Raw genomic sequence first — 13,470 nt, 5'->3', positions numbered from 1 at the left:
GCGTCGTTTCGCAAGCCGCCGCCGCGGGCCTCAGCTGCGACCTGAACGCTGCAGCGTCAGCCGGCCACTGCTGGCCCAGCTGTCCAGCGGCCGGCGCATGTCCTGGCGCAGCTCGTCCTCGCCATCGGCCTTGGCGTCCAGCAGGCCGACCCAGGCGTTGCGGCCGGTGTCCTTGGCGTCGTACAGCGCCGCATCGGCCAGGTCGATGGCGGCATGCCAGTCCAGCGCGCGCGGCAGCCTGGGGCATAGCGGGAAGGCCGAGAAGCCGACCGAGCAGGTCAGGGTCAGGCGCAGCCCGCCGTCGAGCTCGAAGGGCTGGGCCATGATGGCCTGGCGGGCGCGTTCGGCCAGCTCGGCCGCGCGGCGGCGCGGCGTGCCGCGGGCGACGATGAGGAACTCTTCGCCGCCCCAGCGCACCAGGTAGTCGGTGGCGCGAAAGACCTGCTCCAGGCGGCCGCGCATCTGCATCAGCACGGCGTCGCCGGCCATGTGGCCATGGGCGTCGTTGATGCGCTTGAAGTGGTCGATGTCGATGAGGAAGAACAGCAGGTCCTGGTCGCTGTCGGGGTTGGCGACGAGAGCGCCCGAGGTCGGCTCGTAGTGGCGCAGAACCATGGCGACGTCGGCCGGCATCTGGCGGTCCAGGAAGCGGCGGTTGCGCAGGCCGGTCAGCGGGTCGGTGAGGCTGGCCTCTTCCAGCTCGACGGACTTGGCCGTCAGCGCGGCAGTGGCGGCCTCCAGCGCTTCGGTGCGCTCCTGCACGCGCAGCTCCAGCACGCGGCGGTGGCGCAGCAGCAGCCGCGTGCGCATGCTGACGATGGCCGCCACCAGCCCCACGGCAGCGATGACGGCCAGGGCCAGGGCCCAGCGCGTCTGCCACCAGGCGGCGCGCACGTTGACACCGATCTTGATCTCGGTGGGGCTCCAGGCGCCGTCACGATTGCTGCCCTGCACCTGCAGCTGGTAGTGGCCGGGTGACAGGTTGGTGTAGGCCGCCGTACGGCCCAGCATGCCGGCGTCGATCCAGCCGGCGTCCAGGCCCTGCAGCCGGTAGCGGTAGCGGTTGCGGCTGGGCTGGCTGTAGTCCAGCGAGGCGAAGGCCAGGCTCAGGCCCCGCTCGCCGGGCGCGAGGACGATGTCGCTGCCGTTGGCCGGCAGCGCGCGCTCCTCGCCATCGACGCGCAGTTCCGAAACGACCAGCGGCGGCTTGTACGTCCAGGGCGAGAAACGGTCAGGGTCGATGACGAGCAGGCCGCGTGCGCCGCCGAACAGCATGCGGCCGTCGTCGAGCTTGGCGTAGGCGCGGAACCAGCCGGTGCCGAGGTCGGCCCCGTCGGCCGCGCCGAGTTCGCGGCGCTCGCCGCTGCGCGGGTCGTACATATTGCGCTGCGACCAGATGCGGCCCTGCTTGTCGAACAGCAGGTTGGCGCCGAACGCCCCACCGATGTCGGAGGCGCCGACGACTTCGAAGCGCGCCTTCTTGCCGTCGCTGTCGATGAGGCGGTGCAGGCCGGTGCCGGTGTCCACCCAGAGGCGCCCGGCCAGGTCGACGGCCATGCCCAGTACGGTCTGGCCGGTCAGGCCCACGGGCTCGACCCATTCGGCCACGGGCTCGTCCGACCCCGGCTTGGCGACGCGGAACAGGCCGGCCGCGCCGCCCGCCCACAGGCTGCCGTCGGGCAGGCTGGCGAAGGCATTGACCTCGCCGGTGCCGCCCACCAGGCCGGCGGTCGGGATGGCGCGCATCTGCGGGTGCTCGGGCGTCCAGCGCATCACGCCGTCCAGCGTCGCGATCCATAGCGAGCCGTCGTCCAGCGCGTGGAAGCGCCGCGGCACGGCATTGCCGCTGCGCAGGGTTTCCTTCCAGCGGCCCTGGGTGTCGAAACGAAGCAGCTGGGTGTCGATGGCGACCCAGACGGAGCCGTCCTTGCTCTGCCCCAGTGCATTGACCCGCCCTGACGGCAGGCCGCCACTGCCCTGGGCGACCACACCCAGCGGCATCAGCTGGCGGTCGCGGCGTTCGATGCCGCCGGCCAGCGTGCCCAGCCAGATCTCGCCGTTGTCCAGCTGCAGGATGCTGCGCACGTCCAGGCCGCCCGAGACCGAGCCGATGGCCTCGCGCACCATGGACAGGCCAGGCAGCGACGGCACATGGCGCATCAGGCCGCCACCATAGCTGCCGGCCCAGACCGTGCCGGACGGATCGCGCATCAGCGCGCGCACATCGCTGCGCGGCGCGGTGCCGGCACCGGTGGCGGGCAGGCGCTCGATCAGCGCGCCGTCGACCGCGCGACGGCGCGACACGCCCGAGGCGTCACCGAACCACAGCTCGTCGGCATCGGGCTGGGCCATGGCCATGACGGGCCAGACGCCCGAGGTGGCGCCTGGCTGGGCGCCGGGGCTGAAGGGCAGCGGCTGGCCATTGGGCGACAGCGCGCGCAGCCGCCCCTGGGCCGTGCCGACGATGATGCGGCCGTCCTGGGCCTCGCTGATCAGCGTGACCAGCTGGTCGCCGATGCCGACGTCCAGCGCTTCGATGGGGCCGTCGGGCGCCTTGCGCGCCAGGCCCCGCCAGGTGCCGATCCACAGCGTGCCCTGGCGGTCGACGAGCAGGGTCTGCACGCGCGGGTCGGGCAGGCCGTCCTCCTTGCCGCGGTGGTGGGTGAAGCGCTGGCTCTTGACGTCGAAGCGGTCCAGGCCGCCGCTGCCGCCTATCCACAGCGTGCCGTCCTTTTCCAGGGCGAAGGTGCGCACGGTATTGGCGGCGGGCGCGGTCTCGTCGGCCGACTTGCCGTTGCGCGCCCAGCGATCCCAGCGACCGGTGGCCACGTCCAGGCGCACCAGGCCGCTGTTGCCGGCGGCCACCCACATCCAGCCGCGCGGGTCGGGCAGCATGGCGCGCACGAACTGCTCGGGCAGCAGCTGGCCGTCGGGGCCGCTCAAGGGGTAGCGCCGGAAGGCATAGCCGTCAAAGCGCAGCAGCCCCTCGGGCGAGCCGGCCCACAACACGCCGCGGGCATCCAGCGCTAGCGCGGAGACAACGTTGTCCCTTACCGCGCCCGCTTCCCCGATGGGCTCGAAGCGCGGCACCACCGCCTGTGCCGCGGTGGCCAGCAGCGCCGCGGCGATCAGCAGCGCTGCAGCGCACCCTTTTGTTGTCAAGACCCTCATAACGGCATTCTCAGGCACCCAAAGGGCCTGCTTTGCCGGGTCTTGCCCTCAGAGAACGTGAATGATCACTGCGCAAGAGGCTTGGCGATGCTGTCGATGCGTTCGATGACTTCCGGGGTCAGCTTGGGCGTCACGGCCAGGGCGCCGAGGTTGTCGCGCAGCTGCTCGATGCGGCTGGCGCCCAGGATGACGGTGGACACGCGCGGGTTGCGATTGATCCAGGCGATGGCGAGCTGGGCCATGCTGCAGCCCAGCTCGGCGGCGATCTCGGACAGCTTGCCGACAGCGTCGTTCCTGGCCTTGTCCTGCAGTTGCTCGCGCATCCAGCTCATGTTCTCCAGCGCGCCGCGGCTGCCGGCGGGAATGCCGCTGCGGTATTTGCCGGTCAGCAGGCCCGAGGCCAGCGGGCTCCAGGTCGTCAGGCCCAGGCCGATGTCCTCGTACAGGCGGGCGTAGTCTTGCTCGACACGGCGGCGGTGGAAGAGGTGGTACTGCGGCTGCTCGACGACGGGCTTGTGCAGGTGATGGCGCTCGGCAATCTCCCAGGCGGCGCGGATGTCGGCGGCGCTCCATTCGCTGGTGCCCCAGTACAGCGCCTTGCCCTGGCGAATGATGTCGCTCATCGCCCAGACGGTTTCCTCGATGGGCGTGTTCGGGTCGGGGCGGTGGCAGTAAATCAGGTCCAGATGCTCGAGCTGGAAGCGCTTCAGCGATGCGTCGACCGCCTGCATCAGGTATTTGCGGTTCAGCGTGTCCTTGCGGTTGACCGTCACGCCATCACGCTGCAGACCCCAGAAGAACTTGCTGGAGACGATGTAGTCCAGCCGGTTCCAGCCCAGCGCCTTGAAGGCCTGGCCCATGACGACCTCGCTCTCGCCCTGCGCATAGACCTCGGCGTTGTCGAAGAAGTTGATGCCGGCGTCGAAGGCCGCGGCCAGCATCTCGGTGGCGGCCTTCGTGCCGACCTGGTTGTGATACGTGACCCAGGAGCCGAGGGAGAGTTCGGAAACCTGGAGGCCGGCGCGGCCGAGACGGCGGTATTGCATGGAGCGTTCCTGTGCGGGAGGGGCGGAAAAGCCGCAGCTTATCGGGGCCGCCCGGCCCGGCCGGTGCATGGCCACAATGGCCCCGAGCGCGCCGGGGGCGAGGCGCCCGACACCCCGAGTCGCCGCGCAGCTGCATCGCCGGCAGTTATCGTTGAGCCCATGAAGCTCGCCGTCATCGGCGCCGGTCCTGCCGGCCTCGCCCTCGCCCTGCTCGCCGCCGAGCGCCTGGCAGGCGCTGAAATCCATCTTTTCGACACCCGGCCGCTGGACCACGACATCAGCGGCGACGCCCGCACGCTGGCGCTCAACCTCGGCAGCATCCGGCTGCTGCAGCGCCTGCACGCCTGGCAGCCCCAGAGCGCCCAGGCCATCCAGACCGTGCATGTCAGCCAGGCGCCGCCCGCGCCGATTGCCGGCGAGGTGCGCATCAGTGCCACCGAGCAGGGCCTGCCCCAGCTTGGCGCCGTGCTGCCCTATGGCGCCCTGGTCGCGCCGCTGCAGCAGCGTTGGCTGGAGTTGGCCACCGCCCAGCGCGAGCGCCTGTTCACCCGCTTCGGGACCGCCGTGCATGCGATTCGCTCGAACCTGGCTGGCGTGGAGCTGGACTGCGGCGAAGGTCCAGTCGTCGACAGCTTTGACCTCGCCGTCGTCGCCGAGGGCGGCGTGTTTGCCGAGCAGGATAGAAAGTCCATCACCAGCGACTATCACCAGAACGCCTGGGTCGGCACGGTGCGCCTGGCGCCGCCCGGCCTGCAGGGCCTGGCCATCGAGCGCTTCACACGCAACGGGCCCCTGGCCCTGCTGCCCCTGCCCGACGACGCGCAAGGCCCGCGCGCAGCCCTCGTCTGGTGCCTGCCCCAGGCCGAGGACGACATCGCTACCTTGAACGACGCCCAGCGCCTGGTCGTCATCCAGCAGCAACTGCCCGCCGTGGCCGGCCGGCTGACCGGCATCTCGGCATTGAAGTGCTTCCCGCTCGGCCTGAACGCCGAGACGCGGCTGCTGCAAGGCCGGGCGCTGCGCATCGGCAATGCGGCCCAGACCCTGCACCCGGTCGCCGGCCAGGGGCTGAACCTGGGCCTGCGCGACGCCCAGGCCCTGATCGATGCATTGCGCGATGCGACGGAAACCGGCCTGGGCCTGGACGCCGTGCTGGCCCGCGTCGACTGGCAGCGCGCCCCCGACCGCTGGCCCATGATTGCCGCGACCGATTTCCTCGCCCGCAGCTTTGCCTGGCGGCTGCCGGGGCTGCCGGCGCTGCGTGGCCTGGCCCTGGCCGGCCTGGAGCTGGCCACGCCGCTGAAGAAAGCGCTGGCGCACCGCATGATGTTCGGAGGCTGATCTGGAGATCCGACCCATCCAGCCTGCCGAGGTCGAAGCCGCGCGCGAGCTGCTGATCGCCAACCACTGGGGACCGCGCGTGGCCGATGCCGACGTCTTTGCGGAACTGGTCCGGCGCTCCCAGGTGGCCCTGGCTGCCGTGGACGACGACGGTGAGGTCATCGGCTTCCTGCGCGCCATCACCGACGGCCTCTTCAACGGCTATATCTCCATGGTCGTCGTGGCGGACTCCCACCGCGGCCGCGGCGTCGGCAGCGCCCTCGTCAAGGCGGCCGTCGGCGACAACGACGAGATGACCTGGGTGCTGCGCGCCGGCCGCGACGGCGTGGCCACCTTCTACGAAAAGCTGGGCTTTCAGGTCTCCCAGGTGGCCATGGAACGCAAGCGCAAATCCTGAAAGCATCGATGCGACACGCTCTCCTTCTGACCCTGCTGCTGGCCACGACCGTGCCGACCCAGGCCCAGGCCCAGCTCATCCCGCCGGGCAAGGCTATCGCTGGCGCCACGCAGGAGGAATGGTCCAAGCGCTGGTGGCACTGGGCCTTGTCCTTCGACGAAGAGGACAGCCCCGTGGCGGACACCGACGGCAGCCTGTGCGCCAGCGGCCAGTCCGGGCCGGTCTGGTTCCTGGCCGGCACCTATGGCACAAAGCGCACGGTGCGCCGCTGCAGCATCCCGGTGGGCAAGACGCTGTTCTTCCCGCTGATCAACTTCATCGCCTTCCCGCCCGACGATGAGCGCGAGGCCTGTGCCTCGCTGATGCTGCGCGCCGAGTCCCTGACCGAGGCGCCCGCGGCCCTGGTGCTGGATCTCAACGGCAAACGCTTCGCGGGGCTGGAAGCGCACCGCCAGGCCACCAAGGGCTGCTTCCTCGTCGCGCCTGACGACGACGCGCCGGCTGCCGGCAATGGCTACTACGTGGCCCTCGGGCCGCTCAAGCGCGGCCGCTACACGCTGAACTTCGGCGCCATCCTGCCCAGCATGTCGCAGGCCGTGACCTATACGCTTGACGTGAAGTGACCCCGTCATGCCGCGGGTGAAAGCTCCCGCCAGCGGCACGGTCATGACGCACCGGCTGTTTTCCGAGGCCTGAAAAGCCGGGCAGAGCGGCCGCTTTTGTTGCCCTGCCCAGCCGCGCCTGGGCCTAGCATGGGACACCCATGTCGCGCCCTGCCCTGCTTCCCGCCGCCCTGCTGGCCCTGTTGCTGGCCGGCTGCGGCACGCCCAGCCAGCCCCTGCCCATGGCGATCAGCCCGGCCGAGGCGCTGCAGATCCGTGGCTGGGTGCCGGATGCGCTCAAGGCCCAGGTCGGCGTCGCTGCCGTCAAGGGCGGCCAGGAGACCGGCCGCTGGTGGGGCTCCAAGGTCAGTGCCCTGGCACTGCAGCAGGCGCTGGAAGAGTCTCTGCATGCCGTCGGCATGAAGCCGCTGTCGCCCGAGCCGGCGCCGCGCTTCGAGTTGCAGGCCGAGCTGCTGCAGCTGGACCAGCCCCTGGTGCCCGCCGTCGGCGTGACCGTCGGCGTGGCGGTGAGCTACACCCTGGTCGACAAGGCCAGTGGCAAGCCGGTCTACCAGCGGCGCGTCGCCAACACCGACGAGGCCCGCTTCAGCGAGGCCATCGTGTCGCCCAACGAGCGGCTGCGCATCGCCAACGAGCGCGCGCTGCGGGCCAACATCGACCTGCTGCTGCGCGACCTGGTCACGCTGCGGCCGTGACCTCGTGCCGGCGCCGACCGGCCGTCAGCCACAGCGCCAGCGCGCACAGTAAGCCCAGCGCGCTCGCGGTGCCGAAGAAGGCCATCATCGGCCCGTAGCCCGCCGGGTTGGCCGCGCCGGCACCGGCCTGGTCGTTCAACCAGCCGGCCATCAGGTTGGCACCGCTGACACCCGCGTTCTGCGCCACCCACATGAGGCCGATGGCCGTGCCGAAGCGCGCCGGGGCAACGAGGCGACTGGTCAGCGGCCACATGACGGCCGGCACCAGCGAGAAGCTGATGCCGATCAGCGCCGTCGACACCCACAGGGACCAGTCCGTCAGTGCCATGACGGCCAGCGCCAGCGGCAACAGCAGCGCCCCCAGGGCCAGGAAAGGCGCATAGCGGCCAAGCCGGTCGCACAGCCAGCCGAAGGCCGGCGTGGCGAACACCGCGGCCAGGAAGACATAGCTGTTCATTTCGCCTGCCGTGGCCAGGTCCAGACCATGCGTGTGCTGGAAATACTTGATCGAGAAGGTGCTGCGAAAGGCCAGGATGACCGAGTACCACAGCACGCACAGCGCCAGCAGATACCAATAGGCCTTGCCGAAGTGCAGCAGGTCGCGCAGCACGAAGCGTTCGGCCGCCGGTGCGGCTGACACCCCACGCTGAGCGCCACGGTCCACCCACCAGTAGGCCAGCGACGCCACGAACGACGTCGCAGCGAGGGTGGCGGCGATGACCAGCGGCGGCTGCCAGCCCTGGGCGTAGGCGCTGGCGAACCAGGTCGGCGACATGTCGGCGCCAAAGGAGCCCAGGCGCCCGATCGCCAGCGCCAGCCCCATCGCGAAGGCGACGGTGCCGCCGGCGAAATACTGCGCGATGGCCGCCAGCGTGGCGATGCCGAAGGTCTCGGCGCCGATGCCGAACAGCAGCCGGCCGGTCGCCATGCCGGCGAAATTGGGGCTGAAGGCGGTCAAGGCCGCGCCAGCCAGGCAGATGGCCGCCGTCCACAGCGTCATGCGCGCGGCGCCGAAGCGGTCCACCAGCACCCCGCCGACAAGGATGAGCACGATATTGGGCAGGCTGTAGATCGCGTTCAGCAGGCCGATCTGGCTGTCGCTGAAGGCGCGCTGCTGCTGCAGCAGGTCGGCCACCGGGCCGATGGAGTCGTAGACGTAGTAGTTGCCGAACAGCGCCAGCGCCACCAGCGCACCCACCAGCCAGGCCGTGGAGCGGCTGGCCATCTTGTCAGTCATGGGGAATCCTTTGCAGACGCCGCTCGCAGGCCCGGAGCGGCGGAGTGCGCCGATTCTCGACGCGCCTGCTCAGAGCTTGCGGTGGGCCAGGGCCGGCAGCTGCTGGCGCACCTGAGTCAGACGCGCCGGGTCCACGTCGGCGACGACGACGCCCTCGCCTTCGGCCAGCACGCTGAGCACCTGGCCCCAGGGGTCGATGACCATGCTGTGGCCCCAGGTGCGGCGACCGTTGGCATGCTGGCCGCCCTGGGCGGGGGCGACGACGTAGCACTGGTTCTCGACGGCGCGGGCGCGCAGCAGCAGCTCCCAGTGCGCCTGGCCGGTCGTGTAGGTGAAGGCGGCCGGCACGGCGAGCAGGTCACAACCGGCATAGGCGCGGTAGAGCTCAGGGAAACGCAGGTCATAGCAGACCGACAGGCCGACCTTGATGCTGCCGGTGTCGAAGCTGGTGGGCTGGTTGCCAGGCTCCAGCACGCGGCCCTCGTCATAGCTCTCGCGGCCGTTGTCGAAGGCGAAGAGGTGGATCTTGTCGTAGCGCGCGACGCGCTCGCCGTCGGGCGAGAACACCAGTGTCGAGTTGCGCACGCGCTCAGGCGTTGTCGACCTGATCGGCAGCGTGCCGCCGATGAGCCACAAGCCCAGGTCGCGTGCGGCGCTCGCCAGCATGGCCTGGATGGGGCCTTCGCCATCGACTTCGGCCAGTGCCAGCTTGTCGCTGTCGTGCATGCCCATCAGGCAGAAGTACTCCGGCAAGGCTGCGAGCTGGGCGCCGCGGCGGGCGGCATCCTCCAGCAGGCGCCGCGCCGCGCCGAGGTTGGCGGCCACGTCGGGGCCGGAGACCATTTGGAGGGCTGCGATCTTCATACAGTTGATGCTAGCCGCTCAACGTCCGCTTCGTTGTTAAGCCTGGAAAACGATGCGCGCACGATGCCGTCGAGACCTCGAGCCCGCATGTCCAGCGGCGTGTAGGGCACTCCATTGGCGCCCACATGGATGCCCTGCTGCGCCAACCGTGCACGGGTTGCCGGGGCCGTTTCACCTTTGACCGTGAAGCTGACCAGGCCCGATTGCGGCCCCGTGCCGAGGTCGTGCACGCGCACATGCGGCAGCCCGCCCAGACGCTCGCGCAGCAGAGCCGCCAGGCTTTGCACATGCGCAGCGATGACGTCGATGCCGCTCTCCAGCGCCTCGGCAATGGCCACCTGCAGGGCCAGGCGCAGCGCCACCGGCTGCTCCGCCGTGTCGAAGTGCCCACCCGAGACGTCCACCCAGGGCGGCTCCAATTGATCCAGGAAACCCTTGCGCACATACAGCAGCGCCGTGCCACGCGGGCCGCGCAGATGCTTGCGGCCGGCGCTCTTCAGCACATCGCAGCCAAGGGCCTGCACATCCACCGGCAACTGCCCCACGGCCTGGCCGGCATCGATGAAATACGGCACGCCGGCCGCGCGCGCCACCTGGCCCAGGGCGGCAGCGTCGTTGATGAGGCCGCCATTGGCGGGCAGCCAGGTCAACGAGATCCAGCGCACGCGCTCGTCAATCAGCGCCGCGCTGGCCTCGACGTCGACGCTGCCGTCTTCACGGCAGGGCAGCACCTCGACGCTGGCACCGCTGCGCTGGTAGGTCGCCAGATTGCCGCCCCATTCCTGGCGGCCGACCAGGATGCGGTCGCCGGGGCGCAGCGACGTCTTGTGCGTGAAGGCCGACCAGGCCGCGCCAAAGGCGGCCGAACCGCTGCTGAGAAAGGCCACCTCGTCCGTGCCAGCGTTCAACAGCCGTGCGGCGTCTTCGCGCAGGCGCTGCAGTTGGGGCGCGACCGCGTCCCCGGCCTCCATCGGCCCGAGGCGAGATTCCAGCGCCAGATGTGCCTGCAGGGCCGCCAGTGCTGCCGCCGACATCGGCGAGGCACCGGCATGGTTGAGCAGCAGGTGCCCGGTCACGACACCAGCTCCACCAGCGCCTCGACCTCCACCGCCGCGCCCGCCGGCAGGCTGGCCACGCCGATGGCCGCGCGCGCATGCCGGCCCCGCTCGCCCAGGGCCGCGACGACGAGATCGGACGCGCCGTCGGCCACGGTGCTGTGCTCGGTGAAGCCAGGCGACGAAGCGACAAACACCCCCAGGCGCAACACTTGGCGCACGCGGCCCAGGTCGCCACCGACAGCCGCGTCCAGCACGGCCAGCAACTTCAACGCGGCCACTTCGGCCTCGGCGCGGCCGGCTGGGGCGTCCAGCGCACCGCGCCCAGGCGTGCCGATCTGGCCGGCGATGACGAGCAGGCCTTTGCCTTCGCGGTAGTGCAGATAGTTCGCAGCAGGTTCGCCGAGTTCAGGCAGGCTGCGGCCGAGGCTGGCCAGGCGATCTTTCAGGTTGGTCATGGCTTGAGGAGGAGCTTGCCCTGCGTCGCACGCGACGCGAGCAGTTCATGGGCGCTGGCCGCGTCGGCCAGCGGGAATTCGGCGTGGATGCGCAGCTGCACGGCACCACTCAGCAACGCATCGAACACCGTCGCCGCCCGTGCGCGGCGCTTGGCCGCATCGGGCAGGAAGTGGGGCAGCACGGGCCGCGTCAGCGTCAGGCTCTTCTTCTGCAGCGCCAGCACGTCGACCGGCTCGGGCTGGCCGCTGGCCGCGCCGAAAAGCACGAGATGGCCACCGATACGCAGCGCGTCCAGGCTGCCGGCGAAGGTGGAGCGGCCTACCGAGTCGAAGGCGACCGCCACGCCGCGCGCCGCCGACAACCAGTCGCCGTCCGCGAGCAGGGGCACGGCGCCCAGGCCACGCAGCCAGTCGGCCTTGGCAGCGTTGGACACCGTGCCGAAGACCGGATGGCCGCGTGCAATCAGCCACTGCACCAGCCAGCCGCCCACACCGCCGGCCGCGGCATGCACGAGGACGGGCTCGCGCGCCGGCAGCCGCGCGACGTCGTCGAGCAGCATCGCCGCCGTCAGGCCATGCTCCAGCGCCGCAGCGGCGTCACGCAACGACAGCGCATCGGGCACGCGCACCAGATGCTCCAGCGGCACGGCGAGATGGCTGGCATAGGCACCTTGCACGCCGGTCGTGAAGGCGACGCGATCACCGACCTGGAACTCGGCGGCTGGCGTGACGTCGACGATCTCGCCCGCCCCCTCCAGGCCGAGGCGCCAGGGCAGGCTGATACCGGGATAACGGCCCTCACGCTGATAGAGGTCGACAAAGTTGATGCCGGCGTAGTCGATGCGCACGACCGCCTGGCCGGGCATGGCCTCCGGCATCGGCAGCTGCTGCAATTCCAGCACCTCGGAGCCACCGAACCGGTGGACAAGAATGGCTTGTGCGGGCATGGCTTTGATCTCCAGCGTTAACGTCGCGCCACTGTCGGCCCCACCCGCCCGCCACACCAGCGAGGCTTTCGCACACCGGCTGTGCCGATTTCTCAAGACCATGCGCGAACGCCTGCCACCCCTCTTTTCCCTGCAAGCCTTCGAGGCCGCCGCCCGCCTGGGCAATTTCAGCCGCGCCGCCGCCGAGCTGCATCTGACGCCCGGCGCCATCAGCCGCCAGGTGCGCCAGCTGGAAGACTGGTGCGGCCAGACCCTGTTCGAGCGCGTGGGCAACCAGATGCGGCTGACGGCCGAGGGCCGCGAGCTGCTGGCGCGCCTGGGCGGGCCGCTCGCGGCCCTGCACGAGGCGGTCTACCCCGAGCCAGACGAGGCACGCACGACGCTGCAGATCGCCACGCTCGGCTCGCTGGCGCGTGCCTGGCTGCTGCCGCGGTTGCACGGCTTCATCGCGGCCGCGCCGACGGTGCGCCTCATCGTGCAGACCGACTACGCGCTGGTGCGCCCGGCGCCACGTGTGGCCCTGGTGGCGCTGCGCCATGGCCGGCCCGAGGACGGCGGCGAGCTGCTGTTCGAGGACAGCCTGCTGGCGGTCGCCGCGCCGGCGGTGGCCCACGCGCTCGGGCCGGATGCCATGCGCTGGCCTGCAGCGCAGATGCTCAGCCATGTGACCGGCGACGCGCCGCTGTGGCAAGCCGCGGCCGGTGTCTCCGCACAACCCGAAGGGCCGGCCTTCAACGATGCCGGCGTTACGCTGGACGCGGCCGAGGCCGGCCTGGGTGTGGCGGTCACGCGTCTGTCGCTGGCGCTGCCGCGGCTGCGCGTGGGCACGCTGGCGCAGGCGCACGCGCTGCTGCTGCCGTCGCCACGCGCCAACCTGCTGGTCATCCGCGAGGACGCCGCAGCCCTGCCCGTCGTGAAGCGCTTCGCGGCTTGGGTGCGCCAGGAGGCCGCCCTCACCGCCGCAGACTTGAAAGCCTACACACCGGCCTGAACTGACCTCGATGAGCCAGGCCGGACTGTTCGACGATCTTGCGCCGTCGCCGGGCGCGCTGCCCGCCGGCTTGCGCTACGACGCAGGCTTTCTGTCCGCCAGCGAAGAAGCGACCCTCATCGCCATCGTGCAGGCGCTGCCGCTGCAGGAAGCGAAGTACAAGAGCTATACCGCACGCCGCCGCGTCGTCAGTTTCGGCGGCCAGTTCGATTACGACAGCAACGAACTGCGGCCGTCGTCACCCCTCATCGCCGAGCTGCACCCGCTGCGCGAGCGGGTCGCCCGCTGGGCTGGTGTCGACGCACAAGCCCTCGTGCATGTCCTCGTGGCCGAGTACGCGCCCGGCGCGCCACTGGGCTGGCATCGCGACGTGCCGGATTTCGAGGACGTCTTTGGCGTGTCGCTGGGCAGTGAGGCGCTGCTGCGTTTCAGGCCCTATCCGCCACACAACCCGAAGCGCGAGGACATCATCAAGCTGAACGTCGACCCGCGCTCCCTCTACGCGCTGCAAGGCGCGGCACGCTGGGGCTGGCAGCACAGCGTGGCGCCGGTGGACGCCCTGCGCTGGTCGATCACGTTCAGGACTGCGCGGCAGAAGTCACGCCCGCCGGCATGACGCCCCAGGGGCTGCGGCATGAGAATCGA

The 13,470-nt window shown here is 70.7% G+C and carries 13 protein-coding genes; 6 read left to right on the top strand and 7 right to left on the bottom strand.

Annotated features, from left to right (window positions below):
- Positions 1 to 30 precede the first annotated feature (30 nt).
- Positions 31 to 3,171, bottom strand: a complete 3,141-nt coding sequence (locus tag ACXJKJ_RS05165; RefSeq protein WP_457389342.1) for a diguanylate cyclase — start codon at positions 3,169 to 3,171, stop codon at positions 31 to 33.
- A 65-nt stretch (positions 3,172 to 3,236) separates the two neighbouring features.
- Positions 3,237 to 4,217, bottom strand: coding sequence for a potassium channel beta subunit family protein (locus ACXJKJ_RS05160; RefSeq protein WP_457389341.1), 981 nt, complete (start codon positions 4,215 to 4,217; stop codon positions 3,237 to 3,239).
- Between the two features lie 159 nt (positions 4,218 to 4,376).
- Here ACXJKJ_RS05160 and ACXJKJ_RS05155 point away from each other — a divergent pair, with 159 nt between their 5' ends.
- From ACXJKJ_RS05155 to ACXJKJ_RS05140, 4 genes are all read left to right on the top strand, one after another.
- Positions 4,377 to 5,558, top strand: coding sequence for an FAD-dependent monooxygenase (locus ACXJKJ_RS05155; RefSeq protein WP_457389340.1), 1,182 nt, complete (start codon positions 4,377 to 4,379; stop codon positions 5,556 to 5,558).
- Between the two features lie 79 nt (positions 5,559 to 5,637).
- On the top strand, positions 5,638 to 5,955 hold the full coding sequence (locus ACXJKJ_RS05150) for a GNAT family N-acetyltransferase (RefSeq protein WP_457389339.1): 318 nt from the start codon (positions 5,638 to 5,640) through the stop codon (positions 5,953 to 5,955).
- Between the two features lie 8 nt (positions 5,956 to 5,963).
- On the top strand, positions 5,964 to 6,578 hold the full coding sequence (locus ACXJKJ_RS05145) for a hypothetical protein (protein WP_056199805.1): 615 nt from the start codon (positions 5,964 to 5,966) through the stop codon (positions 6,576 to 6,578).
- Between the two features lie 140 nt (positions 6,579 to 6,718).
- Positions 6,719 to 7,273, top strand: coding sequence for a hypothetical protein (locus tag ACXJKJ_RS05140; RefSeq protein ID WP_056199808.1), 555 nt, complete (start codon positions 6,719 to 6,721; stop codon positions 7,271 to 7,273).
- Here ACXJKJ_RS05140 and ACXJKJ_RS05135 read toward each other — a convergent pair.
- From ACXJKJ_RS05135 to ACXJKJ_RS05115, 5 genes are all read right to left on the bottom strand, one after another.
- Positions 7,257 to 8,510, bottom strand: coding sequence for an MFS transporter (locus ACXJKJ_RS05135; protein WP_457389338.1), 1,254 nt, complete (start codon positions 8,508 to 8,510; stop codon positions 7,257 to 7,259). The two genes, ACXJKJ_RS05140 and ACXJKJ_RS05135, sit on opposite strands and share 17 nt — an antisense overlap.
- Before the next feature lie 69 nt (positions 8,511 to 8,579).
- Positions 8,580 to 9,374, bottom strand: coding sequence for a carbon-nitrogen hydrolase family protein (locus ACXJKJ_RS05130; RefSeq protein WP_457389337.1), 795 nt, complete (start codon positions 9,372 to 9,374; stop codon positions 8,580 to 8,582).
- Positions 9,371 to 10,450, bottom strand: coding sequence for an aminotransferase class V-fold PLP-dependent enzyme (locus ACXJKJ_RS05125; protein ID WP_457389335.1), 1,080 nt, complete (start codon positions 10,448 to 10,450; stop codon positions 9,371 to 9,373). The genes ACXJKJ_RS05130 and ACXJKJ_RS05125 overlap by 4 nt, the downstream gene beginning before the upstream one ends.
- Complete coding sequence (locus ACXJKJ_RS05120) at positions 10,447 to 10,887, bottom strand: RidA family protein (protein WP_457389333.1); 441 nt, start codon at positions 10,885 to 10,887, stop codon at positions 10,447 to 10,449. Before ACXJKJ_RS05120 ends, ACXJKJ_RS05125 begins: the two co-directional genes overlap by 4 nt.
- Positions 10,884 to 11,834, bottom strand: coding sequence for a quinone oxidoreductase family protein (locus tag ACXJKJ_RS05115; protein ID WP_457389332.1), 951 nt, complete (start codon positions 11,832 to 11,834; stop codon positions 10,884 to 10,886). Before ACXJKJ_RS05115 ends, ACXJKJ_RS05120 begins: the two co-directional genes overlap by 4 nt.
- Between ACXJKJ_RS05115 and ACXJKJ_RS05110 the strand changes: the two genes are divergently transcribed.
- Both ACXJKJ_RS05110 and ACXJKJ_RS05105 read left to right on the top strand, forming a co-directional pair.
- A complete protein-coding gene (locus ACXJKJ_RS05110) occupies positions 11,833 to 12,825 on the top strand; it encodes a LysR family transcriptional regulator (protein WP_457389331.1) in 993 nt (330 codons plus the stop codon). The genes ACXJKJ_RS05115 and ACXJKJ_RS05110 overlap by 2 nt on opposite strands.
- Before the next feature lie 10 nt (positions 12,826 to 12,835).
- Positions 12,836 to 13,441, top strand: a complete 606-nt coding sequence (locus ACXJKJ_RS05105; RefSeq protein WP_457389330.1) for an alpha-ketoglutarate-dependent dioxygenase AlkB — start codon at positions 12,836 to 12,838, stop codon at positions 13,439 to 13,441.
- The last annotated feature ends 29 nt before the right edge of the window (positions 13,442 to 13,470 follow it).

It is taken from the genome of Roseateles sp. P5_E1 (assembly GCF_054049335.1).
The sequence above is the reverse complement of the archived record's forward strand: the minus strand, read 5'-3'. Positions and strand labels throughout refer to the sequence as shown.